The following is a 23,532-nucleotide window of genomic DNA, read 5'->3' as shown; positions in this document are numbered from 1 at the left end:
CGGAACACAGGGAAGATTCAGCGAGTGGAAGGCGGGCCGCGCGCGTCGAACAGCGCAACCCAGCGGGCGATGGCTTCGCCCTGCAGATAGGCAAAGGTGGCGGACGGCAGCAGCACCGGCAGCGCCACCATCGGAACGCCCAACGCGCCCGAGCCGTGCGACAACTGGTCGTACAGCCGGCATTCGGCATCGGAGTGGTCGCCGAACAGGCCGCCGATGCCGCGGGCCGCATGCTCCTGCGCGCCCTCCGGTTGATCGGCCTGGACTGTGGCAGCCGCATGGGCGTGCCCCAGGCCGGGCACGTGCATCGTCCGGTGCATGAGCCCCAGCGTGCCCGCGAACCACAGCGCGACCACCAGCGCGATGGCGATCGCGCGGGTCGACAGGATCGACCGGTTCGGCGTTGGACTGAGCGCGATGTGCACGGGAAGCAGGGCCTTGATGAGCGATCAGCCCTTGACCCGGGACGCGAAGGTCTTCTGGAACTTCTCGACCTTGGGGCCGACCACGAAGGCGCAGTAGCCCTGGTTGGGGTTGTTCAGGAAATAGTCCTGGTGATAGGCCTCGGCCGTCGAGTAGTTGGCGAGCGGCGCCACCTCGGTCACGATGGGCGAGCCGTAGGTCTTGCTCGCATCGATCTCGCGGATGACCTCCTGAGCCACCTGCTTTTGCGCATCGCTCGTGAAATAGATGCCGCTGCGGTATTGCGTGCCGGCGTCGTTGCCCTGGCGGTTCAAGGTCGTGGGATCGTGCACCACGAAAAAGATCTCGAGAATTTCGCGCAGGCTGATGATGGCGGGGTCGAATTCGACCTTCACCACTTCCGCATGCCCGGTGCGGCCGGTGCAGACCTGCTCGTAGCTGGGGTTGACGGTCTGGCCATTGCAGTAGCCTGATTCGACGTCCACCACGCCTTGCACGCGGTCGAACACGGCCTCGGTGCACCAGAAGCAGCCCCCGCCGAGCACGATGGTTTCGGTTGGCGACGGTGAGGAAGTCATGGGCTGCTCCGGCAGGTGGGGAAAAGGCGAACCCGATATTGTCGCGGCTTGACGGCTCCGATGCCGGTCACTATATTACTAACCCATCAGTCATTAATTTCATGCCCACGCCCCGCTTCCTTGCCGACAAGCTCTGCCCGGTGCGCTCCAAACGCGAGCGCCGCAAGGAGGCGCGTCCCGGCGAGCTGCTGGCGGCGGCGCTCGACCTGTTCGTCGAAAAAGGCTTTGCCGCCACCCGCTCGGAGGAAGTCGCGGCCCGCGCGGGGGTCTCCAAAGGCACCCTCTTTCTTTATTTTCCAAGCAAGGAAGAGCTCTTCAAGGCCGTGGTGGTCGAGAACCTCAGCGGCCGGTTCACCGAGTGGAACGACGAGTTCGAGGCCTTCGAGGGCACCACGGCCGACATGCTGCGCTATTGCATGCGCATCTGGTGGGAGCGGGTCGGCATGACCAAGGCGTCGGGCCTGACCAAGCTCATGATGAGCGAAGGCGCCAATTTTCCCGAGTTGGCCGAGTTCTATCGCCAGGAGGTGGTCCGTCCCGGCCACACGCTGCTGCGGCGCATCCTGCAGCGCGGCATCGACCGGGGCGAATTCGCGCCAGTCGACGTCGACCATGCCATCTACGCCGTGGTCGCGCCCATGATCTTCCTCATGCTGTGGAAGCACTCGGCCATGGTCTGCGTCGACGGGCAAGCCTCGCTCGACCCTGAAAAATTCCTTGCCACGCAGGCCGAGACGGTGCTGTACGGCCTTACACGGCGGCCCGGAGCAGCGGCATGACATGCAAATGGATGGCAAGTCTCCCGCGGGCCGGGGCCGGGCAACCTAAAATTGAAGGTTTGTCCTGAGCCCCACAAGGAAAAGCCCCCATGAACCCGACCCCCACCCTCGAGCGCTTGCGCTTCAACATGATCGAACAGCAGATCCGGCCCTGGGATGTGCTGGACCTGGAAGTTCTCGACCTGCTGGCCCACATCCGGCGCGAGGACTACGTGCCGCCCGCGCATCGCGGCCTGGCATTCTTCGACATGGAAATTCCGCTCGGCGACGGCTCCGTTCCCGGCCAGGTGATGCTCTCGCCCAAGGTCGAGGCACGCATGCTGCAGGACCTGCACGTGCAAAAGCACGAGTCGGTGCTCGAGATCGGCACCGGGTCGGGCTTCATGGCCGCCCTGCTCGCCCATCGCGCGGCCCAGGTGCTGTCGCTCGAAATCGACCCTGTGCTGGCCGCCCGCGCCGCCGAAACGCTGCGCCAGAACGGCGTGGCCAATGTCGAGGTGCGCAATGCCGACGGCGCCGTGCCGCTGCCGAGCGGCCCGAGCTTCGACGTGATCGTGCTCAGCGGCTCCGTGGCGCGCATTCCGCAGAACCTGCTCGGCTCGCTCAAGGTGGGCGGCCGGCTGGCCGCCATCGTGGGCGACGAACCGATGATGCGCGCCCACTTCGTCACCCGCACCAGCGAAAGCAAGTGGGACACCATCCAGCCGTGGGACACCGTGGCACCGCGGCTGCTCAATTTCCCCGAGCCTTCGCGCTTCTCGTTCTGAACGGGTACCACCGCATGATCGATCAAGTCCGCCCCGCCGACCTGGCCGCCTGGTATGCGCAGAACCCCGGCGCGGCGCCCGTCCTGCTCGACGTGCGCGAACCCTGGGAGCTGCAGACGGCGAGCGTCGCCCCCCAGGGCTTCACGCTGGTCGCCATTCCGATGAACGAGATCCCGGCGCGCCTTTCGGAGCTCGGCGAAGGCCAGCGCATCGCGTGCCTTTGCCATCACGGCGCGCGCAGCCAGCGGGTGGCGGCCTTCCTGAGCCAGAACGGCTTTGCCGAGCTGGCCAACGTGGCCGGCGGCATCGACGCCTGGTCCGCGCAGCACGACCCCACCGTGCCGCGCTACTGATTCTTTCTTCAAGGACGTTCAATGCCTTCCAGGCCCAGGCTTATGCCTCTTTCCGCAGCGCTCGCAAGTCTCTTTGCCACCCTGCTCGCGCTGCCGGCCCAAGGCCAGACACTGAACGAACTCTACGATTCCGCACGCGGCTTCGATGCCACCTACCAGGGCGCCCGGGCCCAGTACGACGCAAGCGTGGCGCGCGCCGCGCAGGCCAAGGCCGGCATCCTTCCGGCCGTGGGGCTCACGGCCGGCGCGACGCGCAACACCCTGGACATCGACACTCTCACCGGCGCCGGCCGCGGAACGACGACGCCGCGCGACTTCACCACGCAGAACGTCGGCGTCAACGCCACGCAGCCGCTCTACCGGCCCGCCAATTGGGCCGCTTACGAGCAGGGCAAGCGCCAGGCCGAAATCGCCGAGGCGGTGCTCACCACGGCCGAGCAGGACCTGATCGTCCGCGTGAGCCAGGCGTACTTCGACGTGCTCGCGAGCCAGGACAGCCTGACGCTGGTGCGCGCGCAGAAGGTGGCCGTGGCCGAGCAGCTCGCATCGGCCAAGCGCAACTTCGAGGTCGGCACCTCCACCATCACCGACACGCGCGAAGCACAGGCCCGCTACGACCTCGTCATTGCGCAGGAAATTGCGGCCGAGAACGACCTGCAGGTGAAGAAGGTGGTGCTCGACCAGCTGGTCGGCCGCCCCGGCAGCGTGCCGGTGCCGCTGGCACAGCCCGTGGTGTTGCCCATGGCCCTGCCGGCCAACATCGAAGCCTGGGTTGCGCAAGCCGACGAAGTGCACCCCGCCATCCGCCAGGCGCGACTCGGCCTGGACGTTGCGGGGCTGGAAATACGCAAGGCCGAAGCCGGCCACAAGCCCACGCTCGACGCCAACCTGGGCTACAACATCACGCGCAATCCCAACGGCACCAGCACCAGCACCGTCGGCACGCGCGTCAACGCCGCGTCCGTGGGCGTGGTGTTCAACCTGCCGCTGTTCGCGGGCTTTGCCACCGAGAACCGAATCAAGGAAACGCTCGCGCTCGAAGACCAGTCGCGCAGCGTGCTCGAAGGCACCCGCCGCAGCGTGGCGCAGGCCACGCGCGCGGCCTACCTCGGGCTGGTCTCCGGCGCGGGTCAGGTGAAGGCACTCGAAGCGGCCGAGGCCTCGAGCCAGAGCGCGCTCGATGCCAACCGGCTCGGCTACCAGGTGGGCGTGCGCATCAACATCGACGTGCTCAATTCGCAGAGCCAGTTGTTCCAGACCAAGCGCGATCTCGCGCAGGCGCGCTACAACGTGCTGCTCGGCAACCTGAAGCTGCGCCAGGCCAACGGCACGCTCACCGTTGAAGACATGAACGCGATCAATGCGACGCTGGCGAAGAATGGAAGCACCCCATCGCCATCGCCATCGCCATCGCCATCGCCCGGCGAGCGGCCGCAGGCCGTGCCGGTCACGCCACCCAGCATTCCGGTCGTGCCGCCGGTCGCGGTACCGCCATTCAACCCGCCGGCACCGACGATGCCTTCGGCACCGCCGCCGCCGGTCATCCTGAACCCGCCGGTGCGCTAGGGATCTGGCTCGCCACCAGGCTCAGGGGCGAGACTATTCGAGCGTTGGCTCCGCCCTCGAATCGTCGAGCGGTGCGGCCTCGGTCGCCACGGGGTCCGCGGCCTGCGCAATGGCCAGCACTGCCGCCGCCGTACGTTCGGCCGCGCCGCGGTTCGACGACGAGAATGCCAGCGCAGCCTGCGCCATGACGGCGCGGCGTTCGGGGTTCTCCACCAGCTTGAGCGCCGCGGTCACGGCCTGCTCCATGTTCTCGACGCGCAAGGAGGCTCCGGCCGCGAGCGACAGCTGCGCCGCCTCGGCAAAGTTGAAGGTCGATGGGCCCATGACCACCGGGCAACCGCACGCGGCGGGCTCGATGAGGTTCTGACCGCCCAGCGGCTCGAAGCTTCCGCCGAGCAGCGCGACATCGGCCAGGCCGTAGTAAAGCGCCATTTCGCCAAGTGAGTCGCCGAGCCAGATCTCGGCTTCGGCCGGTTCGCCCGCGGCGCTGCGGCGCGCGACCGCAAAGCCCTGCGATTCGATCAGCGCGGCCACTTCGTCGAAGCGCTGAGGGTGGCGCGGCACGATCATCCATTGCACGTCGTGCACGCGCTTGGAAATCGAACGGATCGCACCCTGCTCGGGCGGCACGGGCGAAGTGGCGCCAAAGCGCTTGAGCACCTCGAGCAGCATGCGCTCCTCGCCATCGCGCGAACTCGCAAGCACCACCATGGGCCGCGGCAGGCGTTCGCGCAGCGCCACGGCGGTGGAGAGCTGGCGCGCATCGGGCGAGGCATCGAACTTGAGGTTGCCGTAGATGCCGGCCACCTTGGCGCCGAGCGACACCAGCCGGTGCGCATCGGCTTCGGTCTGAGCCCACACGGCGGCGAGCGCCGAGTACGCAGGCCGCGCCAGCCAGCCGAGGCGTTCGGCCGCGGCCAGCGATTTCTCGTTGAGCCGCGCATTGGCCAGCACCAGCGGAATGCGGCGCTCGGCGCAGGCGGCGGCCATCTCGGGCCAGACTTCGGTTTCCATCAGCACGCCGATGCGCGGCTGGAAGCGATCGAGAAAGCGCGCCACGGCGCCCGGCGTGTCCCACGGCTGCCAGACCTGCGTATCGCCGGGTTCGAGCAGCTTGGCGCCCTCTTCCCGGCCCGTGGCCGTGCCATGCGTGAGCAGGATCGGGATGCCCGGATACTGCCTGCGCAGTTCCGCAATCAGGATGGCGGCCGCGCGGGTCTCGCCGAGCGACACCGCATGCACCCAGCACTGGCCCTCGCCGGTGGTTGCATCGTCGTAATGGCCGAAGCGCTCCTCGACGGCCACGGCGTAGCCGGGCTCGGCCACCGCGCGGCGCCGCAGCTTGCGGCGAACCAGCGGTTGCACAACGGTGGTGAAGGCGCCGTAGAGGCGCAGCAGCAGCGAACGCACGGGGCTCAGTGCGACGCTTCGGCCAGCGTCGCGTCGGCTTTGACGGTTCGAAGGAGCGCGAGCATTTCGGCTTCGATGCGCTTCAGGGCCGCATCGGTCTGGCCCTCGAAGCGCAGCACCAGCACCGGCGTGGTGTTGGAAGCGCGAATGAGCCCGAAGCCGTCGGGCCAGTCGACGCGCAGGCCGTCGATGGTCGAGACCACCGCGGGTGCCGCGAAGCTCGCGCCGGCAACGAGTTTTTCGACCACCGCGTGCGGTTCGCCTTCGGCGCACTTCACGTTGAGTTCGGGCGTCGAGAAGCTCGTGGGCAGTGCGTTGAGCGTGTCGCTCGCGTTCGGCGTCTTGCTCAGGATCTCGAGCAGTCGGCAGCCGGCATAGGTGCCATCGTCGAAGCCGAACCAGCGTTCCTTGAAGAAGATGTGGCCGCTCATCTCGCCGCCGAGCGGCGAATCGATTTCCTTCATCTTGGCCTTGATCAGCGAATGGCCGGTCTTGAAGATCATGGGCTTGCCGCCCGCGGCCTCGATGGCCGGCGCCAGGCGCTGCGAGCACTTGACGTCGTACACGATGGTGCCGCCCGGCACGCGCGAGAGCACGTCCTGCGCAAAGAGCTGCATCTGGCGGTCGGGGAAGATGTTCTGCCCGTCCTTGGTGACGATGCCCAGGCGGTCGCCGTCGCCGTCGAAGGCCAGGCCCAGTTCGGCATCGCCCGCGGCCAGCGCGGCCATCAGGTCCTTGAGGTTCTCGGGCTTGCTCGGGTCGGGGTGGTGATTGGGGAAGTCGCCGTCGACCTCGCTGAACAGCTCGGTCACTTCGCAGCCGATGGCGCGGAAGATGGCCGGTGCCGTTGCGCCCGCGATGCCGTTGCCGGAATCGACCACGATCTTGAGCGGACGCGCCAGCTTGATGTCGCCGACGATGCGCTGCACGTAGGCATCGGTCACGTCGACCTTGCGCACGCTGCCGCCGGGTGCGAGCCTGGCGGTGCCTTCTTCCATCACCTTGCGCAGGCCCTGGATCTCCTCGCCGTAGATGGCGCGCCCCGCCAGCACCATCTTGAAGCCGTTGTAGTCCTTGGGGTTGTGGCTGCCCGTGACCTGGATGCCGCTCGAGCACAGCGTGTGGGCCGCAAAGTAAAGCATGGGCGTGGTCACCGCCCCCACGTCGATCACCTCGACGCCGGTGGCGACCAGGCCGCTGATCAATGCCTCGACGAGCGCGGGGCCGGACAGGCGGCCGTCGCGACCCACGGCCACGGTCTTTTCACCGGCCGCGCGGGCAGCGCTGCCAAAGGCCCGGCCGAGCGCTTCTGCGACCTCTGCATCGAGCGTGACGGGTACCACGCCTCGAATGTCATAGGCCTTGAAAATCGATGCACTGAGTTGCATGAAGTGGCATTCCCTGTAGGTTCTGGAGACCGGGCCATTGTAGGCAAGCGTTCCGGTGCCCACATGTCCGAAAACGGCTAGTTGAAACGAGTCGAAACCGTATCATTTGCCCATGCCTACCCCTCATGCCTCCACCGAAGTGCTCGAGAGCGACGCCTGCTACCTGGCGATGAAGACGCACGATGCGCGCTTCGACGGGTCGTTCTTCACCGCGGTGACCTCCACCGGCATCTACTGCCGGCCGGTCTGCCGCGTGAAGCTGCCGCGTCGCGAGAACTGCAGGTTCTTCCGCCATGCGGCGCAGGCCGAGGCCGAGGGCTTTCGCCCCTGCCTGCGCTGCCGTCCCGAACTGGCGCCGCGCGCTGCAAGCTGGTCGACCGAAGACGCTTCGCGCATCCTCGCATTGCAGGCCGCGCGGCTCATCGACGAACCCGATGCCTGGGCCGAAGAAGGCCCGGGCGCGGCGCAGATCGCGGCGCGGCTCGGCGTGAGCGACCGTCATCTGCGGCGCATTTTCGAAGCGCAGTTCGGCGTCTCTCCGCTGCAATATCTGCAGACGCGGCGCCTGCTGGCCGCCAAGCAGTTGATTGCCGACACGCGGCTGCCGATGACGCAGGTGGCACTGGCCAGCGGCTTCGCGAGCGTGCGCCGCTTCAACGCGGCCTTCGTGGAGCACTACGGCCTCAACCCCAGTGCGCTGCGGCGCGCCGGCGGCGCAGGGGGCGGCGAAGGCAAGGCCATCGAAGTGCGGCTGGGCTTTCGCCCACCCTATGACGCGGACGCGATGCTCGGCTTCTTTGCACGGCGCGCACTGCGCGGTGTCGAGGTGGCAAGCACGGCCGACGGCAAGGCGCCCGCCAAGGGCAGCACGCCCACCTTCGTTCGCCTGGCCCGCACGCTGCGCGTGCAGCAAGGCGGACAGACGCATACCGGCTGGCTGCAACTGCGCTTCGACATGGAGCGCGAGCAGATGCTGCTCTCGGTGAGCGATTCGCTGGCCGCGGCGCTGCCGATCGTGATCAGCCGCGCACGCGCCATGCTCGATCTCGATGCCGAGCCGATGGCCATCAACGCGGCGCTGCACGAGGCTTTTCCGCATGGAGACGGGCTGCGCGTGCCCGGCACGGTCGACGGCTTCGAGCTTGCGGTGCGCGCGGTACTGGGCCAGCAGATCACGGTGGCCGCAGCGCGCACGCTGGGCTCGCGGCTGGTCGAGGCTTTCGGCGAGCCGATTGCCACGCCGATCGGCGGCCTGGACCGGTTGTTTCCCACGCCCGCGGCGCTGGCCGCGGCGAGCGGCGATGCGCTCGGGCAGCTTGGCATCGTGCGGCAGCGGCAGGCTGCATTGCAGGCCATTGCCCGCGAAGTCGCAGCCGGCAAGCTGGCATTGCATGCGGGTGCCGACGTGCCCTCGACCATCGCTGCGCTGCAGGAGCTCCCCGGCATCGGTGCCTGGACGGCGCAATACATCGCGATGCGCGCGCTGCGTTGGCCCGATGCGTTTCCCGCGGGCGACGTCGCGCTGCAGAAGGCACTGGGCGTGACCACCGCGCGCGCGGCTGGCGAGGCATCGCAGGCGTGGCGGCCCTGGCGCAGCTATGCGGTGCTGCGTGCCTGGCATGCGCCGTCGCCCACCGCGGCTGCGGCCTCGTCCGCCGCGCAGAGCCTTCTTTCAACAACCTCACAGCGGCAGGCGTCGCAGCCTGAAATGTCATGAAGTTCAAGAGCAAAGTCATCTATACATCGCACATCGAAACGCCGCTCGGCGGCATCACGATGGCGGCCACCGACGAAGGCCTGGCGGGCGTCTGGTTCGACCAGCAACGCCACTGGCCCGACACCGCCGGCTGGCAGACCCGGGACGACCATCCTGCGCTGGTCGAAGCCGGCGCACAGCTGCGCGATTACTTCGCCGGCAAGCGCGACAGCTTCGACGTGAAGCTCGATCTCTCGCACGGCACCGCGTTCCAGCAGAGTGTGTGGCAGGCGCTGCTCGCCATACCGGCGGGCAAGACCATGACCTACGGCGCGCTGAGCGCCAACGTGGGCAACCCGGCCGCGGTGCGCGCCGTGGGCGCGGCCGTGGGTCGCAATCCGATCAGCGTGATCGTGCCCTGCCACCGCGTGCTCGGCGCCGACGGGTCGCTGACCGGTTACGCTGGCGGGCTTCATCGCAAGACCGCGCTCCTGGAGCTTGAATCGAAGTAGAGCCGCTTCCAAGGCGACGCGCACCATCGAGAACGTATGAGCACGACAACAAAAGACAACACTCCTGCCACCACGCCTTCCACCAAGCCCAAGGCGTGGCTCCTCGACCTCGTACTGCTAGGCGCGCTCTGGGGCGCGTCCTTTCTCTTCATGCGCATCGGCGCAGCCGAGTTCGGTGCCCTGCCGGCGGCCGCGGTGCGCGTTGCGGTGGCCACGCTCTTCCTGCTGCCGCTCTTGTTTCTGCGCGGCCACGGCGCGGCGCTGGGGCAACACTGGAAAGCATCGATGGCGATCGGCGTGCTCAATTCCGGCATACCGTTCGCGCTCTTCTGCTTCGCGCTCTTGACCATCAACAGCGGGCTGGCGGCGGTGCTCAACGCCACGGTGCCGATGTTCGGCGCGCTGGTGGCGTGGGCCTGGTTTCGCGACCGGCCCGATGGCTCGCGCATCGTCGGCCTCATCATCGGCTTTGCGGGCGTGGCCATGCTGGCAAGCCGCAGTGCGGGCCTGCACGCCGATGCGGACGGCAACGCCGCGCTGTGGGCCGTGCTCGCCTGCCTGGGCGCCTGCGCGAGCTACGGCGTGGCGGCCAGCGCCACGCGGCGCTACCTGGGCGGCGTGCCTGCGTTGGCCACCGCCACCGGCAGCCAGATCGGCGCCACGCTGTTCCTCGCGCTGCCTGCGCTGTGGTTCTGGCCCACGCAGATGCCCAGCCTGCGCGCATGGCTGGCCTTGCTGGCGCTGGGCGTGGCGTGCACCGGCCTTGCGTACATCCTGTTCTTCCGGCTCATCGCTAATGCGGGTCCGGCGCGCGCGCTCACGGTGACTTTCCTGGTGCCCGTGTTTGCGGTGTTCTACGGCGCGGTGTTTCTCGGCGAGAACATCACGCAATGGATGCTGATCTGCGCAGCTGTCATCGTCTGCGGCGTGGCCCTGTCCACCGGCCTCGTGAAGCTGTGGCCTGGCGCGGGCTCGCCGGCCGCTACATCGCCGCCGCGACCACGTTGACGGACAGCGCGAGCACCAGCATGTTGAAGGCGAAGGCCAGCACGCTGTGCACCAGCGTGATGCGGCGCATCTCCCGCGAAGTGGCCTGCACGTCGGACACCTGCGTGGTCATGCCGACCACGTAGGCGTAGTAGAGAAAGTCGAAATAGTCCGGCTCCTGCTCGCCCGGAAAATCAAGCCCGCCATCGGGCGAGCCGTCGCGCCGGTCGATGTAGTAGCGGTGCGCGTAGTGAAAGGCATAGATCGTGTGCATCATGAGCCATGAGCCCACCAGCGCCACCAGCCCCAGCGCGATATGCCCTGCGCGCACCGGCCCGCTCATCAGCTTGACCTGCTGAAGCAGCATCGCGATGGCCACGACGCTCGCACCAATGACCACCAGCATCGATACCAATATCACCACATTGGGTTGATCGAGCGATTGCGCGCGCTTGCGGGTCTGCTGTGCATCGAAAGTATTGGCCAGCCACCATGTGAGCACGAGGAACACCACGCAGTTGGTGCACCAGCCCGCAAGTCCGCGTGCCATGACGTCGAGCGGCCAAGCGATGGCCGCGACGGCGACACCCGCCACGCCGGCATAGAGAAGACGCTGCGGACCAGTGGTCGCGGAAAGATGTTTGCGCATGTTCAAAGCTTAGCTTGAATACTTTTTCAGGCTTGCCAATGCATGCTTCAACATCGTCTTACACGCGAAGCGGCAAATCGACGCATGGACGTTTTAAAGCTGCGCTATAACTTGTCGGTCATCAAAAAGGGAGCCGCCGCCTGGCGCTTTGCGCGCATAAAAATTGCGTGTCGAGCCCGAGGCTTTTTTGTCCTCTTCTCTTCTCTCGTAAGGACCTCCTCATGCTGTTGCTCCGCTCCCGCCCGCTCGCCAACCCCTCACGGTTGACGAAGCTGGGCGCACTGGCCGGTGTCGGGTTTTGCATTGCGCCCGCATTGGCCTTCGCCGAACCGTCGCCCGCGCTCGATCGTTTCAGCTTTTCGGTGGGAGCCTACAGCGCCGATCCCAAATTCAATGCGACGGTCAGCTCGCCGTATGGTGCGCTGCGCACACGCGACCTCGAGCCCGGCCGCGTGACCATGCCGCGCGTCACGGCCGACCTGCTCATCGGCGACAGCCACGGCCTCTCGTTCGACTACTACCGCTACAAGCGCGACTACTTCGGTCAGGCCGGAGGCAACGAATCCTTCGGCGGCTTCGGCACCGTCAGCGCGGTGGGCAATGCCAACCTCAACGTGAAGCTCGACTTCGCGAAGCTCTCGTACAAGTGGTGGCTCGGCTCTGGCAACACGGTGTTCGGCCTGGGTGCAGGCGCTGCCTACTACAGCATCGACGTCGGCACCAACGCCAATGTCGCGGTGAACGGACGCATCCGCACATTGAACGAGGACTCGAGCGACAACGCCGTTGCGCCATTGCTCGAGGTCGGCGTGCGGCATGCCATCAGTCCCGACCTGCGTCTTTTCGCCGACTTCTCTGGTGTTCGCAAGGGGGGCGGCCGCTTTCACGGCAGCATCTACAACGCCTCTGCCGGCGTGGAGTGGTTCCCCGTAAAGAACGTCGGCCTGGTGCTGGCCTATGGCGCCACTCATATCGACATGGCGCGTGAAACCAGTACGGCGGAAACCCGCGTCAAGGTCAAGCTGAACGGGCCGTCGGCCTTCGTCAAGGCAAGGTTCTGAATTTCTGGCGGCGCGGCGGCCCTGCCATGCGCGGGGAGCAGTGCGCATAGGTGCTTGCGATCATCGGCGGCCGCGCCATGGCCCCGTATGATCTTTCGATGTACATCCCCGCCCCACCCCGCTCCGACAAATTCGATGGGTGCGCCGCCAGCGCGCGCCGCACCCGCAAGCCGAGCTCGCCCGGCCTTGCCGTCTCTGCGGCGGCGCTGCTGCTGGCCGCGGCCACACCGGCGCACGCACTGGTCATCGGCGTGACGGAGGGCGTGAGCTACCAGGTCACCGAAAGCCAGATCGCGCCGCGCTTCGAGCCCATTGCCGAGGTGCTGAGCAAGGCACTGAAGCAGCCCGTGACCATCAAGGTGTTCATTACGTACAACAGTGCGCGCGAGGCCTTGAAGGAACAGCAGGTCGACATCGCGTTCATCCACCCGGCCCACGTGGCGCTCGAAGCGGTCAAGAGCGGCCGCTACCAGGCGCTGGCCTGGACCAACGGATTCACCGCGTACAAGGTGTCGCTGCTGTGCAAGGACCCGCAGCCCATCTCCGACTGGAAGAGCGTTGCCGGCAAGGGCCTCGTGATGCCCGATGCCGACTCGATCACCTCGGTGATCACACGCGCCATGCTGCGCGAACAAGGCGTGCAGCCTGCCGCGCTCAAGCTCACCAACACGCGCTACCAGGACGCGGTTCCGTTCTACGTGCAGAACGGCTTCGCGGCCTATGGCGCCACGGCGGCATCGGGCGTGATCAAGACCTGGAAGGACGGAGGCGGCAACGTGTGCGCGGAGTCGCGCCCGGTTCCCATCAAGCAATGGGTGGCGTCGCGCAAGCTCGATGCCGCCACGGCAAGCGCCGCGCGCGAAGCCCTGCTGGGGCTGGCACAAAGCGATGCCGGCAAGCGCGCGCTCGCCACATCGACCTACACTGGCTTTGTCGCACCCTCCCCCGAAGCCGAGACAGCCCTGATGACCTGGCTCGGTATCTGAAGATCGGCGGGCGCGGCGCCCCAACTCCGCTTTTCATGAACCGCCCATGACCGACCTGTCCCGCTTCCCCATCACCCAGAAATGGCCCGCACTCCACCCTGACCGGCTGCAGCTTTACTCGCTGCCCACGCCCAACGGGGTGAAGGTGTCGATCATGCTGGAAGAAACCGGCCTGCCCTACGAGCCGCACCTGGTGAGCTTCGAGACCCACGACCAGATGTCGCCGGAGTTTCTGTCGCTCAGTCCGAACAACAAGATTCCCGCCATCCTCGATCCCGACGGACCCGGCGGCAAGCCGCTCGCGCTTTTCGAATCGGGCGCCATTCTTCTCTACCTGGCCGACAAGACCGGCCGGTTCATTCCGAAGGATGCCGCGGGCCGCTACGAAACCATCCAGTGGCTGATGTTCCAGATGGGCGGCATCGGCCCGATGTTCGGCCAGCTCGGCTTCTTCAACAAATTTGCCGGCAAGGACTACGAGGACAAGCGTCCGCGCGACCGCTACGTCGCCGAATCGAAGCGGCTGCTCGGCGTGCTCGACAAGCAGCTCGAAGGCCGTAACTGGGTGACGGGCGACAGCTACACCATCGCGGACATCGCCATCTTCCCGTGGGTGCGCAACCTGATCGGCTTCTACGAAGCGGGGGACCTGGTGGGCTTCAATGGCTTCAAGAACGTGGCGCGCACGCTCGAAGCCTTCGCGGCGCGGCCCGCCGTCGTGAAGGGTCTGGGCATCCCCAAGCGGGGCTGATCTCCGGCCGAACTTTTCGGTGCGGAAGGCTCCGCCGCCAAGCCGAAAACAGAACTACTCATTTTCCGGCCGAGTGTCTTTTTCAGGGCACGCGCTGGCGGTTCCCGCATCCTTTCCCGCCTCTTTCAGGCGCGGTTAAGGTTACACTTCAATAAGAATAATTCTTATTCAATGATCCGAGTCGCCCCGCAGATTGCGCCGGCGACCGGCCCGGGAATCACCACTGCGAAAGCTTGCAAGAAGGCGATCGGATGCGCGACCTCGTCCAGGAACTCGTGGCTCACTATGCGGACTTGCGCCGTCAGCTGACGCGCGACCTGCGGGACCCGCACTACGCGGCGGACATCGCGCAATCGAGCTTCGAGCGGGTGTATGCGCACGCGCTCAAGATGAACGACGACATCCGCATCGATGCGGCATCGGACTGCACGCCGGGCGGCGGCATCGAGTCGCCGCGCGCCCTGCTGTTTCGCGTGGCGCGCAACCTGTGCGTGGACGACGCCCGCCGGCGCAAGGTGGCGCAGGACTGGGTCAGCACGCATTTCAGCGTCGGCTCGCGCCAGACGGTGCCATCTTGCGAATTCATCGCGTCGCAGCAGCAGGTGCTGGCACGCGTGGTCGAGACGCTGGAGACGCTGCCGCCCCGGCGGCGCGAAGTGTTCCTGCTGTTTCGCGCCTACGGACACACGCGCGCCGAGATCGCCCAGCAACTAAACATCACCGAGATGGCCGTGGCCAAGCATTTGCTGCGCGCGGCCATCGACTGCTCGCGCGTGTTCGCCCGGCTTCGCTCGGAACTGATCGAACAGACGACCGTCTCCAACCGCACGGGCTTCGACGCGAAGCTGGCTGAAGACTTCGCCTGAGCGGCGCATCGTGGCAAGCGCGCCGGACGAAAAACTCATCGAACGCGCGCTCGCGCTCATCGTCGAGAGTGAGAGCGCGCCGCACGACGCCGCGGTGGCCGCGCGCCTGGCCTTGGCCCGGTGGCGCAGCAGGTCGACGGACCATGCGGACGCCGCCCAGGAGGCGCGGCGGCGCTGGGATGCGCTCGGCGGCATCGCGGCAGAGTTGCGCGATCGGCGAAAGTAGCGCACCGCCTTTCACTGCAGGCGCTTCTCTTCATGCCGCGCCTCCTCCAGCGCGGGCTTCATGAGCGCGGCCCCGGTCAGCGCCCACAGGGTCAGCACGTCGTCGAGCGCACAGATGTTTTCGGGATCGTCGCCGAGCCAGCGGATCAGTTTCTCCGCGCGTTCCTGCGAGGGCTCGTCATGCAGCGTGCAAAAGAGCGTCCACGCGACGTTGAAGGCGGGGCCGTCGGGCGACCGGGTCTTGTCTTTCATTCCCCTCCTTCACGCAGCGAGGCTTTCCCGCGATTCGCGCACCCTGTCTTCCGCGATCTTGCCCGCCTGCATCGTGATGACGCGGTCGGCCAGGTGAAAGTAGCGGTCGTCGTGCGAGATCACCACCAGCAGATGCCCCTTGGCGCGCAGCTCGGGCAAGAGCTCGGTGTAGAAGAGATGGCGGAAGGTCGGGTCCTGGTCGGCCGCCCATTCGTCGAACACCAGCACCGGGCGGCCTTCGAGATAAGCGTGCACCAGCGCCAGCCGCTTGCGCTGGCCGGTCGAGAGGTCGGTGGTGCTGAACGCGCCGTTCTTCAGGCTCACCTTGTGGGCGATCTCCAGCCGTTCGAGATAAGGCAGCGCCGTTTCGGGCAGCACCTCCATGCCGGCGCCGCCCTCGCTCTCTTCGCCCGCCACCAGATCTTCGAACAGGTAGAAGTCCGAGAACACCGTGGTGAAAAGCTGGCGGTAGTCGTCGCGGCCCTCGGGCTTCACGACCGAACCGTCGATCAGCACTTCGCCCGCCTGCGGCGCATAGAGGCCCAGCAGCAGCTTGATCAGCGTGGTCTTGCCGGAGCCGTTGTCGCCCACCACGAACACCATCTCGCCGCGGCGCAGCTTCAGGTCGATCGGTCCGAGTGTGAAGGCCTCGCCGCCCTCGGGCGCATCGAAGGCATAGCGCACGCCGCGCATGCCGATCTCGTTCTTCAGGATCACGCCGTTGGACGCGCGTTCCAGGTGCAGGTGCGGCTCCGGCGTGGCAAAGCGCGCCGACAGGTCGCCGATACGCTGGAAGGCGACCTTGGCGCGGCCCACGCCGGGCAAGGTGAGCGCGATCTGGTCGAGCGGCCCCTTGAGGAACAGCAGCACCAGCACGAAGCCGCTGACCACCGCGGGCTCGGTCGTGCGGAACGCCGCCCAGCCCAGGATCAGCGCAATCAGCAGAAAGAACAACGCCGAGCCGAAGGCAGTGGCAATCACATAGGTGTTGATCGCACGCCCGTTGACCACGCGGATGGTGTCGACGATGCGTTCGATCTGGCCCGCGAACATGCGCGTGCGGCGCGTGCGGTGCATGCGCAGTTCCTTCGCGCCTTCGCTGATGGCGCGATAGGCCTTGTGCAGCTGGTCTTCCTGTTCGCGTGCCTTCCAGAAACCGGCCTCGCCGCGGATCTGCGCCATCAGCTGCACGGTGATGCCGATCACCAGCGCCACCAGCATCAGGCCGAACAGCGGCAGTGAAAGGAACGCGAGATAGCTCAGGCAGCCCAGCGCCACGGCCAGCGCAATCAGCGTTCCCGACAATGCAAACGCCACGTCGCTGATCATGTCCACGTCCTGCGACAGCACCGGCATGAGGCGGTGCGTGCGGTAGCGCTCCAGCGCATCGATGGGCGCCGAGAGAATCTTCTGCGCCAGGCTCTTGCGCACCTGGGCCACCAGGCGCTGGCCGACGAAGTTGGTCGACACGTCCGACGCCATGCGCCCGAACAGCGCCACGCCGCACAGGCCGATGAAGGTCAGCAACAGGCCGCCCGCCAGCCCGCCCGGCTGGTTGAGCACCCGGTTGATGGTGCCGAGCAAGGCGACCGTGGCGGCACCGGCGCCGACGCCCGTGACCGCGGACAGCACGATCCATGGAAGAAATGGTTTCAGCAGGCGCCCGATTTCGGCGCCGTTGCCTGTGGTGGTAGTTGTCATGCAAAGGCTCTTTCCGCCCGGGGGCGACAGCTGGGGAACGACCATGCCTCCGTGGCACGGCTCCAATGGCTTCGTGCCACCTACTGCCTAGACGGCTCAGGCGCGGCAATGTTCAGCGTCGCGCCGGATGAACAGCCGCCGCGCCAATCCGTCTTGAAGGGATGACCCCGCCGAACGCCGACCCATGATCCCGCTGCTGGAGCCCTTGTTCCAGGGCGAGCTGTCCGTGCACGGCGAGAAGCTGCAATGCGCGGACACGGTGCCCACCGGTGCAGTGCGTGTGGCGGAACTCACGCAGTCGCCCGCGCTGCTCGCCGACGTGCTGCGACGCAATGCGCGCTACAAAGGTGTCAGTGGCGCCGATTGGCGCCCCGTCGCATCCGCGTGGAGCCTCGAATACATCGCGATGCTGTTGCCGCCCGTGATGGCCGCGGCCAGCATGCTGCAGCATGTGTTCCCCATTGCGGCGGAACACACCTGGGTGCGGCTGGACGCGCACGGCGGTCCGCTCGGCTTTCATATCCGACACCTGGGCCTGTCGCGGCACGGCGCCGATGCCGCGGATCGCTATGAACCGCTGCTGTGGCAGCACCTCGCGCCACTCTTCACAGCCCTCTGCGGGCTGACACGGCTCGCGCCCAAGATTCTCTGGAGCAACACCGTGCGGCTCATGGAACCGGTGTTCGACGTGGCGCTGGCCGCAACAGGCGGCGCGCCGTCGATTGCACAGGACCGGCAGCTGCTGCTGCACAGCGCGACATGGCCGCGCGATCTTCGCGCCAACCCGCTGCACGGCCGCCAGCGCAATGCGCCCGTCAAGCTGCACCGGGAGTGCTGCCTCAACTACCTGCTGCCGCACGAGCACCACTGCAACGCATGCCCGCTGGCGCCGGAGCACCGCGGCTTCGGGTGAACAGATTGCGGGCCATTCCGTCTTCCATCTATCCATCCATTCCACACCTATGTCCAAGGCCAAGCTCGTCTACATCCTGTCTTTGAGAAACGCCGCGGCCGACAAGGCCGGCCAGCACATTGCGTACAAGGGCGAGCAGCGCTACATGGCGTCCCCGCTCGAGTACCTGGCCAGGGCACTCGACGAAACCCCGCTGGGGGATGCCTATTCGCTCGAAGGCATCGTCATCGACGACGACCCGGGCTCGCCGCGCGACCAGGCCGCGCTGCAGGACTACGGCTTCTCTTGCCAGCCCGGCAAGAAATGGATCTTTCCGAGCGGGCTCAAGACGCAGGGCAAGGCGCTCACCGACATCTTTCATTCGGTGCCTTCCGAATACCGGCGTCTGCCGCTCGATGCGGCCGATCGCGTGGCCGGCAAGAGCCGCTTCGAACGCACGCTGCTCGACAAGCTGCTGATGCTGCAGGCCGACATCGTCGTGCTCGACGGGCTGCTCGTGATCCTCGACGAGCTGGTGCGGCCCGGCGCGCCGCTTCACCGCAAGATCGTCAACATCCATCCGGGCATCACGCGCATCGAGTCTCCCTACGAACGCCGCGGCGCCTACGCCACGCTCGATGCGCTGCACGGCGCGCAGGGCCGCAAGATCGTCAACTGGGAAACGATGGAAAGCGTGGCCGTCGCGCCGCTGTTCAAGACCGGCGCCTCGCTGCACTACGTGGACAACGGCATCGACTCCGGCGAGGTGATCCACGACGCGCTGCGCACCGCCATCGACCCCGAGGACACGATCCTCGAGCTGCGCTGGAACAACTTCAACCACAGCCTCTTCCCCGCCCTCCACGAGGGCCTGGCCCTGCTTGCAGAGCAACGGCAACCGCTCACCGAAAGAATCGCATGACGTCCACTCCCCATGTTTCCTATGCGGACGGCATGCCGCACGCGATCACGCGCGAGGGCGGGATGCTCGGCGTGCGCAACACGCAGGACGGCACGCGCTCGCTCTGGAAGGTCGGCCAGTGCGCCACGCTCGACTGGGTGGACGGCAGCAATGCCTCCACGGCCCATCTGCTGGCGGCGCTCGAAGGCGCGTTCGAATGCCACCCGACAAGCAAGACCTTCACCGTTGCCCCGAGCCAACCGGCCGCGGTGCTCATGCAGGCCGGCGTGCTGCTGCCGGCTGAAGGCGGCAAGGCCCTCGCCTGCCGCGACATGCTGTGGCAGCAGCCCTCTCTCTGGCTGCCCACCGTGCACGCGCCCATGGCGCTGCAATACGCGCTGACCAACGGCAAGCGCCACCCCGTACGCCCGCCCAAGCCGCGCGGCGTGCTCTACCAGCGCTTCATTCCCTGGCTCGGCAAGACCTTCTCGTTTCGCAGCTTCGACTTCGAGGCCGACCTCGCGATGTTCAACCGCTGGATGAACGACCCCGACGTGGCCGTGATCTGGGAGGAAGAAGGCGACCTCGACAAGCACCGCCAGTATCTTTCGGCCATCGACCGCGACCCGCACATGTACTCGATGATCGCCTGCCTGGACGACGAGCCCTTCGGCTACTTCGAGATGTACTGGGCCAAGGAGAGCCGCATCGCGCCCTTCTACGACGTGGACGACCACGACCGAGGCTGGCACGTGCTGATCGGCGAGCCCGCGTTCCGCGGCAAGGCCTTCGCCACCGCATGGCTCACCTCGATCTCGCACTACATCTTCCTGTGCGACCCGCGCACCCAGCGTGCCGTGGGCGAGCCGCGCATCGACCACCTGCAGCAGATCCGAAACCTCGACAAGTCCGGCTACGCCAAGGTGAAGGAGTTCGACCTGCCGCACAAGCGCGCGCTGCTCGTGGTGATGCTGCGCGAACGCTATTTCACCGACGCCCTGTGGCTGCCCCGCAGCGACGGCGCCGCCACGCCTGCCCAACACTCTGCGTAAAGGAAAAACCGCCATGGTGATTCATGACCTCATCGGCATCGGCTTCGGCCCTTCGAACATCGCGCTGGCCATTGCGCTGGACGAGAAACGCCGCGACGGCCGCCGCGTCGATGCGATGTTCATCGAGAAGCAGGCCGGCTTCGCCTGGCACAAGGACATGATGCTGGACCAGGCGCACATGCAGATCTCGTTCATGAAGGACCTGGCGACGCTGCGCAACCCGACCAGCCGCTTCACCTTCATCAACTACCTGCACGAGAAGAAGCGCCTGCAGGACTTCATCAACCTGAAGACCTTCTTCCCCAGCCGCCACGAGTTCAACGACTACCTGGGCTGGGCCGCGGCCCAGTTCGAGGATGCCTGCGTCTACGGCGAGGAAGTCTTCGAGGTGCTGCCCGAAAAAGAAACGCATGGCGGCGAAGTCTCATTGCTGCGCGTGCGCTCTCGCGACGGCGCCGGCCACGTGACCGAACGGCTCGCGCGCAACCTGGTCGTCAGCATCGGCGGCATGCCCAACATTCCGGAAGGCTTTGGCCCGCTCAGGGACGACCCGCGCGTGTTCCATTCGAGCAGCTACCTGCGGGACATGGCCCGCCTGCCCGAGGCCGCAAGAATCGCCATCGTCGGCGCCGGCCAGAGCGCGGCCGAGATCTTCATGGACCTGCAGGGCCGGCCGCACGCGCCGCAGGTCGACCTGATCATGCGGGCCCGCTCGATCCGCCCGTCCGACGACAGCCCCTTCGTGAACGAGGTGTTCAACGTCGAGTTCACCGACTACATCTACAGCCGGGCCGAGGACGAGCGCGCCGCGCTGATCGACGAGTTCGGCCACACCAACTACGCGGTGGCCGATCTCGACCTGATCCAGCAGATATTCAAGATGTTCTACGAGCAGAAAGTGCGCGGAGAGGAGCGCATGCGCTTCCTGCGCCGGCACGAGATCCGCGGCGTGCATGCCACGGTCGACGGCATCCACCTCACCCTGTCGGACCAGGACACCGGCCGCGACAGCACCTCGCGCTACGACGCCGTGGTGCTGGCCACCGGCTATGCCCGCGAACAGCACAAGGCGCTGCTGGCGCCGCTCGCCCCGTACCTCGGCGATTTCCCGGTCGACCGCCACTACCGTGTCGGCAGCACGCCGGACTTCCATCCCGCCATCTTCCTGCAGGGCGCCTGCGAGTCCTCGCACGGGCTGAGCGACACGCTGCTGTCGGTCACCTCGGTGCGCACAGGCGAGATCGGCAATGCGCTGCTCAAGGCGATTCCGGCGGGCACGCCGACGGCGGCCAATGCCGCAAACAGCGCCCTCCGCGAGCGCCAGCCGGTCCGCGCGTAGGCAAGACCTGCCCCCGGGGAGGGTAGGCAAAAAGAAAGGAGACAGCCCGCTGTCTCCTTTTTTTTAAGTCAAACGTCTCATGTATGGAAGCACCAGGGCGCCGGAATCGGCCGCCTTGGGCGCCGAAACGTGAACACGTCGTATTCAAGCACCCTGGAGTCATCAACCTTATGCGTCCCCTGCCCCGTCAACGTCTATTGAATACCGCGCTCGCCGCGGCTTTCGGCACAGCCTTTTCACTTTGCAGCGCGAGCGCCTCGGCGCAAGCCACGGGACAGCAGCCGCGTGCCGCCGACCCGACGCTGCCCGCGATCACCGTGAACGCCACCACGGAAGAATCCGCCACCGGCCACGTCAACGGCTACCTCGCCAAGCGCAGCACGGCCGGCAGCAAGACCGACACGCCGATCGTGGAGACGCCGCAGTCGATCTCGGTCATCACGGCCGACCGCATGGACGCCATCGGCGCCACCAACGTCAAGGAAGCGCTCGGCTACACGCCGGGCGTCAACATCGCCCCCTTCGGCGCCGATTCGCGCTACGACTGGATCACGATCCGCGGCTTCGACGGCTATGCGCCGGGCTTCTACCTGGACGGCATGCCGCTGCGCAACAACGGTACCTGGGGCGTCTGGAAGACCGAGAACTACGGCACCGAACGCATCGAAGTGCTGCGCGGACCGGCCTCGGTGCTCTACGGCATGGCAAGTCCGGGCGGCGTGGTCAACATCGCGAGCAAGCTGCCCACGGCGGAACCCCTGCGTGAAATCCAGCTGCAGTACGGCAACGACGCCCGCCGCCAGGTGGCCGGCGACTTCTCCGGCGCGCTCGATGCGGAAGGCAAGGTGCTCTACCGCATCACCGGCGTGCTGCGCGATGCCCAGCTGCCCGGCGGCAGCTCGCGCGACGACCGCACCTACATCGCACCTTCGATCACCTGGAAGCCTTCGAGCGACACCACCTTCACGCTGCTGGCCCAGTACCAGAAGAACCGTGCGGGCGCCTACAGCCGCATCCGCCCTGCGGAAGGTTCGCTGACGCCGACGCGCATCGGCACCTTCATTCCCAGCGACCTGAACGTCGCCGACCCGACTTTCGATCACTTCAACCAAGACCAGAAGATGATCGGCTACCAGCTCGAGCATCGCTTCAACGACACCTTCACCGTGCGCCAGAAGCTGCGCTACGGCAAGCTCGAAGTCGACTACCGGACCCTGCAGTCGCCAAGCTTCGCCACCATGGACGCTGCCAATGCGCTGAACCCGATCAACTACCAGTACCTGAACCGCGGCGTCTTCGGCAGCCAGGAAAGCACGACGTCCCTCACCATGGACAACCAGCTGCAGGCCGACCTGCGTTCGGGCGACTGGCAGCACAAGGTTCTGTTGGGCCTGGACTACCAGCGCACCCGCATCGACCAGTACACCTACAGCAGCGTCGTCGGCGCGCCGCTGCTCGACATCTACGCACCCGTGTACGGCAGCGCCATCGACATCCCCAGCCCCTACGTCAACGGCGTGAGCCGCCTGGCGCAGACCGGCATCTACCTGCAGGACCAGATCAAGTGGGGCGACCGCTGGTCGCTCACGCTCGGTGGCCGCTACGACACGGCCCAGAGCAGCGCCTACAGCCGGTTCGACGGCACGACCCAGCGCATCTCCGAAAACAAGTTCACCAAGCGCGCGGGCCTGGTCTACCTGGCACCGAACGGCTTGGCACCCTACCTGAGCTACGCGGAATCGTTCGCGCCGACCGGCACCATCGATCCGACCACGAAGACGCCCTTCAAGCCGGAAAGCGGCCGCCAGTACGAGGCCGGCATCCGCTACCAGCCGCCGGGCGGCAAGTCGCTCTACAGCGCGGCCATTTTCGACCTGCGCCGCAAGAACTACATCACCTACGACGCGACGTTCATGCCGAAGCAGACCGGCGAGATCTCGGTGCGCGGCCTCGAACTCGAGGCCACCACCGAACTCATGCCGCGCCTGAACCTCACGGCCTCCTACGCCTACACGCCGCGCGCCATCGTCACGGCCAGCAGCAGGGTCGCGGAAATCGGCAAGCAGGCAACGTCCGTGCCGCGCAACCGCCTGTCGGTGTGGGCGGACTACCGCTTCAGCAACGGCCTGAAGGTGGGCGTAGGCGCGCGCTTCAACGGCTCGACCCATGGCGACGGGGAAATCGTGGCGCCGGCCAAGGTGCCGTCGTACACGCTGCTCGACGCCATGATCGGCTACGACATCGATCGCTGGACGCTGGCACTGAACCTGCGCAACCTGACCAACAAGACCTACATCGCCAACTGCGCCTACGGCTATTGCTACCTGGGCACGCAGCGCACGGCGGTGGCGACGGCCACCTACCGCTGGTAAGCCCGGCGCTCCAGAACAAAGGCCGG

General features: G+C 66.7%; 24 protein-coding genes. 17 read left to right on the top strand and 7 right to left on the bottom strand.

Annotated elements, in window-relative coordinates:
• Positions 1 to 17 precede the first annotated feature (17 nt).
• Together ACAM55_RS06630 and msrA are read right to left on the bottom strand one after the other, a co-directional pair.
• Positions 18 to 425, bottom strand: a complete 408-nt coding sequence (locus tag ACAM55_RS06630) for a hypothetical protein (protein WP_369655246.1) — start codon at positions 423 to 425, stop codon at positions 18 to 20.
• Positions 426 to 449: 24 nt separating this feature from the next.
• Positions 450 to 1,001 (bottom strand): peptide-methionine (S)-S-oxide reductase MsrA, encoded by a 552-nt coding sequence (msrA, locus tag ACAM55_RS06625; RefSeq protein ID WP_369655245.1) that lies wholly within the window; start codon positions 999 to 1,001, stop codon positions 450 to 452.
• 101 nt (positions 1,002 to 1,102) lie between these two features.
• On the opposite strand from msrA, the gene ACAM55_RS06620 reads away from it, so the two are divergent.
• The 4 genes from ACAM55_RS06620 to ACAM55_RS06605 all read left to right on the top strand — a co-directional run bounded on the left by ACAM55_RS06620 (position 1,103) and on the right by ACAM55_RS06605 (position 4,466).
• A complete protein-coding gene (locus tag ACAM55_RS06620) occupies positions 1,103 to 1,780 on the top strand; it encodes a TetR/AcrR family transcriptional regulator (protein WP_369655244.1) in 678 nt (225 codons plus the stop codon).
• Between the two features lie 89 nt (positions 1,781 to 1,869).
• Positions 1,870 to 2,547, top strand: a complete 678-nt coding sequence (locus ACAM55_RS06615) for a protein-L-isoaspartate O-methyltransferase (RefSeq protein WP_369655243.1) — start codon at positions 1,870 to 1,872, stop codon at positions 2,545 to 2,547.
• 14 nt (positions 2,548 to 2,561) lie between these two features.
• Complete coding sequence (locus ACAM55_RS06610) at positions 2,562 to 2,900, top strand: rhodanese-like domain-containing protein (RefSeq protein ID WP_369655242.1); 339 nt, start codon at positions 2,562 to 2,564, stop codon at positions 2,898 to 2,900.
• Between the two features lie 21 nt (positions 2,901 to 2,921).
• Entirely contained in the window at positions 2,922 to 4,466 is a 1,545-nt protein-coding gene (locus ACAM55_RS06605) for a TolC family outer membrane protein (protein ID WP_369655241.1), read from the top strand.
• Between the two features lie 33 nt (positions 4,467 to 4,499).
• Here the strand turns inward: ACAM55_RS06605 and ACAM55_RS06600 are convergent, their stop codons facing one another.
• Entirely contained in the window at positions 4,500 to 5,876 is a 1,377-nt protein-coding gene (locus tag ACAM55_RS06600; protein WP_369655240.1) for a 3-deoxy-D-manno-octulosonic acid transferase, read from the bottom strand.
• Positions 5,877 to 5,881: 5 nt separating this feature from the next.
• Positions 5,882 to 7,264 (bottom strand): phosphomannomutase/phosphoglucomutase, encoded by a 1,383-nt coding sequence (locus tag ACAM55_RS06595; RefSeq protein ID WP_369655239.1) that lies wholly within the window; start codon positions 7,262 to 7,264, stop codon positions 5,882 to 5,884.
• Between the two features lie 112 nt (positions 7,265 to 7,376).
• On the opposite strand from ACAM55_RS06595, the gene ACAM55_RS06590 reads away from it, so the two are divergent.
• From ACAM55_RS06590 to ACAM55_RS06580, 3 genes are read left to right on the top strand one after another with little or no spacing between them, the layout of a single operon-like run.
• The gene (locus tag ACAM55_RS06590; protein WP_369655238.1) at positions 7,377 to 8,981 is read left to right on the top strand and encodes a DNA-3-methyladenine glycosylase 2 family protein; all 1,605 of its coding nucleotides are present in this window, start codon (positions 7,377 to 7,379) and stop codon (positions 8,979 to 8,981) included.
• Positions 8,978 to 9,472 (top strand): methylated-DNA--[protein]-cysteine S-methyltransferase, encoded by a 495-nt coding sequence (locus tag ACAM55_RS06585; protein WP_369655237.1) that lies wholly within the window; start codon positions 8,978 to 8,980, stop codon positions 9,470 to 9,472. Before ACAM55_RS06590 ends, ACAM55_RS06585 begins: the two co-directional genes overlap by 4 nt.
• A 36-nt stretch (positions 9,473 to 9,508) precedes the next feature.
• Positions 9,509 to 10,480, top strand: a complete 972-nt coding sequence (locus ACAM55_RS06580; RefSeq protein ID WP_369655236.1) for a DMT family transporter — start codon at positions 9,509 to 9,511, stop codon at positions 10,478 to 10,480.
• Here the strand turns inward: ACAM55_RS06580 and ACAM55_RS06575 are convergent.
• On the bottom strand, positions 10,455 to 11,108 hold the full coding sequence (locus ACAM55_RS06575; protein WP_369655235.1) for a DUF1345 domain-containing protein: 654 nt from the start codon (positions 11,106 to 11,108) through the stop codon (positions 10,455 to 10,457). The genes ACAM55_RS06580 and ACAM55_RS06575 overlap by 26 nt on opposite strands.
• A gap of 221 nt (positions 11,109 to 11,329) precedes the next feature.
• On the opposite strand from ACAM55_RS06575, the gene ACAM55_RS06570 reads away from it, so the two are divergent.
• From ACAM55_RS06570 to ACAM55_RS06550, 5 genes are all read left to right on the top strand, one after another.
• Entirely contained in the window at positions 11,330 to 12,169 is an 840-nt protein-coding gene (locus ACAM55_RS06570; protein ID WP_369655234.1) for a hypothetical protein, read from the top strand.
• 98 nt (positions 12,170 to 12,267) lie between these two features.
• Positions 12,268 to 13,155 carry a phosphate/phosphite/phosphonate ABC transporter substrate-binding protein gene (locus ACAM55_RS06565; protein ID WP_369655233.1) on the top strand — a complete coding sequence of 296 codons (888 nt, stop codon included), beginning with the start codon at positions 12,268 to 12,270 and terminating at the stop codon, positions 13,153 to 13,155.
• Between the two features lie 46 nt (positions 13,156 to 13,201).
• Positions 13,202 to 13,906, top strand: coding sequence for a glutathione S-transferase N-terminal domain-containing protein (locus ACAM55_RS06560; RefSeq protein ID WP_369655232.1), 705 nt, complete (start codon positions 13,202 to 13,204; stop codon positions 13,904 to 13,906).
• 251 nt (positions 13,907 to 14,157) lie between these two features.
• Complete coding sequence (locus ACAM55_RS06555; protein ID WP_369655231.1) at positions 14,158 to 14,772, top strand: RNA polymerase sigma factor; 615 nt, start codon at positions 14,158 to 14,160, stop codon at positions 14,770 to 14,772.
• A 10-nt stretch (positions 14,773 to 14,782) separates the two neighbouring features.
• Complete coding sequence (locus ACAM55_RS06550) at positions 14,783 to 14,998, top strand: iron dicitrate transport regulator FecR (RefSeq protein WP_369655230.1); 216 nt, start codon at positions 14,783 to 14,785, stop codon at positions 14,996 to 14,998.
• A gap of 11 nt (positions 14,999 to 15,009) precedes the next feature.
• Here the strand turns inward: ACAM55_RS06550 and ACAM55_RS06545 are convergent, their stop codons facing one another.
• On the bottom strand, positions 15,010 to 15,249 hold the full coding sequence (locus ACAM55_RS06545; protein WP_369655229.1) for a hypothetical protein: 240 nt from the start codon (positions 15,247 to 15,249) through the stop codon (positions 15,010 to 15,012).
• Positions 15,250 to 15,258: 9 nt separating this feature from the next.
• Entirely contained in the window at positions 15,259 to 16,950 is a 1,692-nt protein-coding gene (locus tag ACAM55_RS06540) for a cyclic peptide export ABC transporter (protein WP_369655228.1), read from the bottom strand.
• A 184-nt stretch (positions 16,951 to 17,134) separates the two neighbouring features.
• Here ACAM55_RS06540 and fhuF point away from each other — a divergent pair, with 184 nt between their 5' ends.
• The 5 genes from fhuF to ACAM55_RS06515 all read left to right on the top strand — a co-directional run bounded on the left by fhuF (position 17,135) and on the right by ACAM55_RS06515 (position 23,506).
• Positions 17,135 to 17,863 carry a siderophore-iron reductase FhuF gene (gene fhuF, locus ACAM55_RS06535; RefSeq protein WP_369655227.1) on the top strand — a complete coding sequence of 243 codons (729 nt, stop codon included), beginning with the start codon at positions 17,135 to 17,137 and terminating at the stop codon, positions 17,861 to 17,863.
• A 49-nt stretch (positions 17,864 to 17,912) separates the two neighbouring features.
• Entirely contained in the window at positions 17,913 to 18,764 is an 852-nt protein-coding gene (locus ACAM55_RS06530; RefSeq protein WP_369655226.1) for a formyltransferase family protein, read from the top strand.
• Positions 18,761 to 19,795, top strand: a complete 1,035-nt coding sequence (locus ACAM55_RS06525) for a GNAT family N-acetyltransferase (protein WP_369655225.1) — start codon at positions 18,761 to 18,763, stop codon at positions 19,793 to 19,795. The genes ACAM55_RS06530 and ACAM55_RS06525 overlap by 4 nt, the downstream gene beginning before the upstream one ends.
• A 13-nt stretch (positions 19,796 to 19,808) precedes the next feature.
• Positions 19,809 to 21,134: a lysine N(6)-hydroxylase/L-ornithine N(5)-oxygenase family protein gene (locus ACAM55_RS06520; RefSeq protein WP_369655224.1), complete on the top strand. Its 1,326-nt coding sequence runs from the start codon at positions 19,809 to 19,811 to the stop codon at positions 21,132 to 21,134.
• A 197-nt stretch (positions 21,135 to 21,331) separates the two neighbouring features.
• Positions 21,332 to 23,506 (top strand): TonB-dependent siderophore receptor, encoded by a 2,175-nt coding sequence (locus ACAM55_RS06515; protein ID WP_369655223.1) that lies wholly within the window; start codon positions 21,332 to 21,334, stop codon positions 23,504 to 23,506.
• Positions 23,507 to 23,532 lie beyond the last annotated feature (26 nt).

Origin of the sequence: Variovorax sp. V213, from assembly GCF_041154455.1 — a bacterium.
Taxonomy (GTDB): domain Bacteria; phylum Pseudomonadota; class Gammaproteobacteria; order Burkholderiales; family Burkholderiaceae_C; genus Variovorax.
This window is presented reverse-complemented; position numbering and strand designations above follow the sequence as displayed.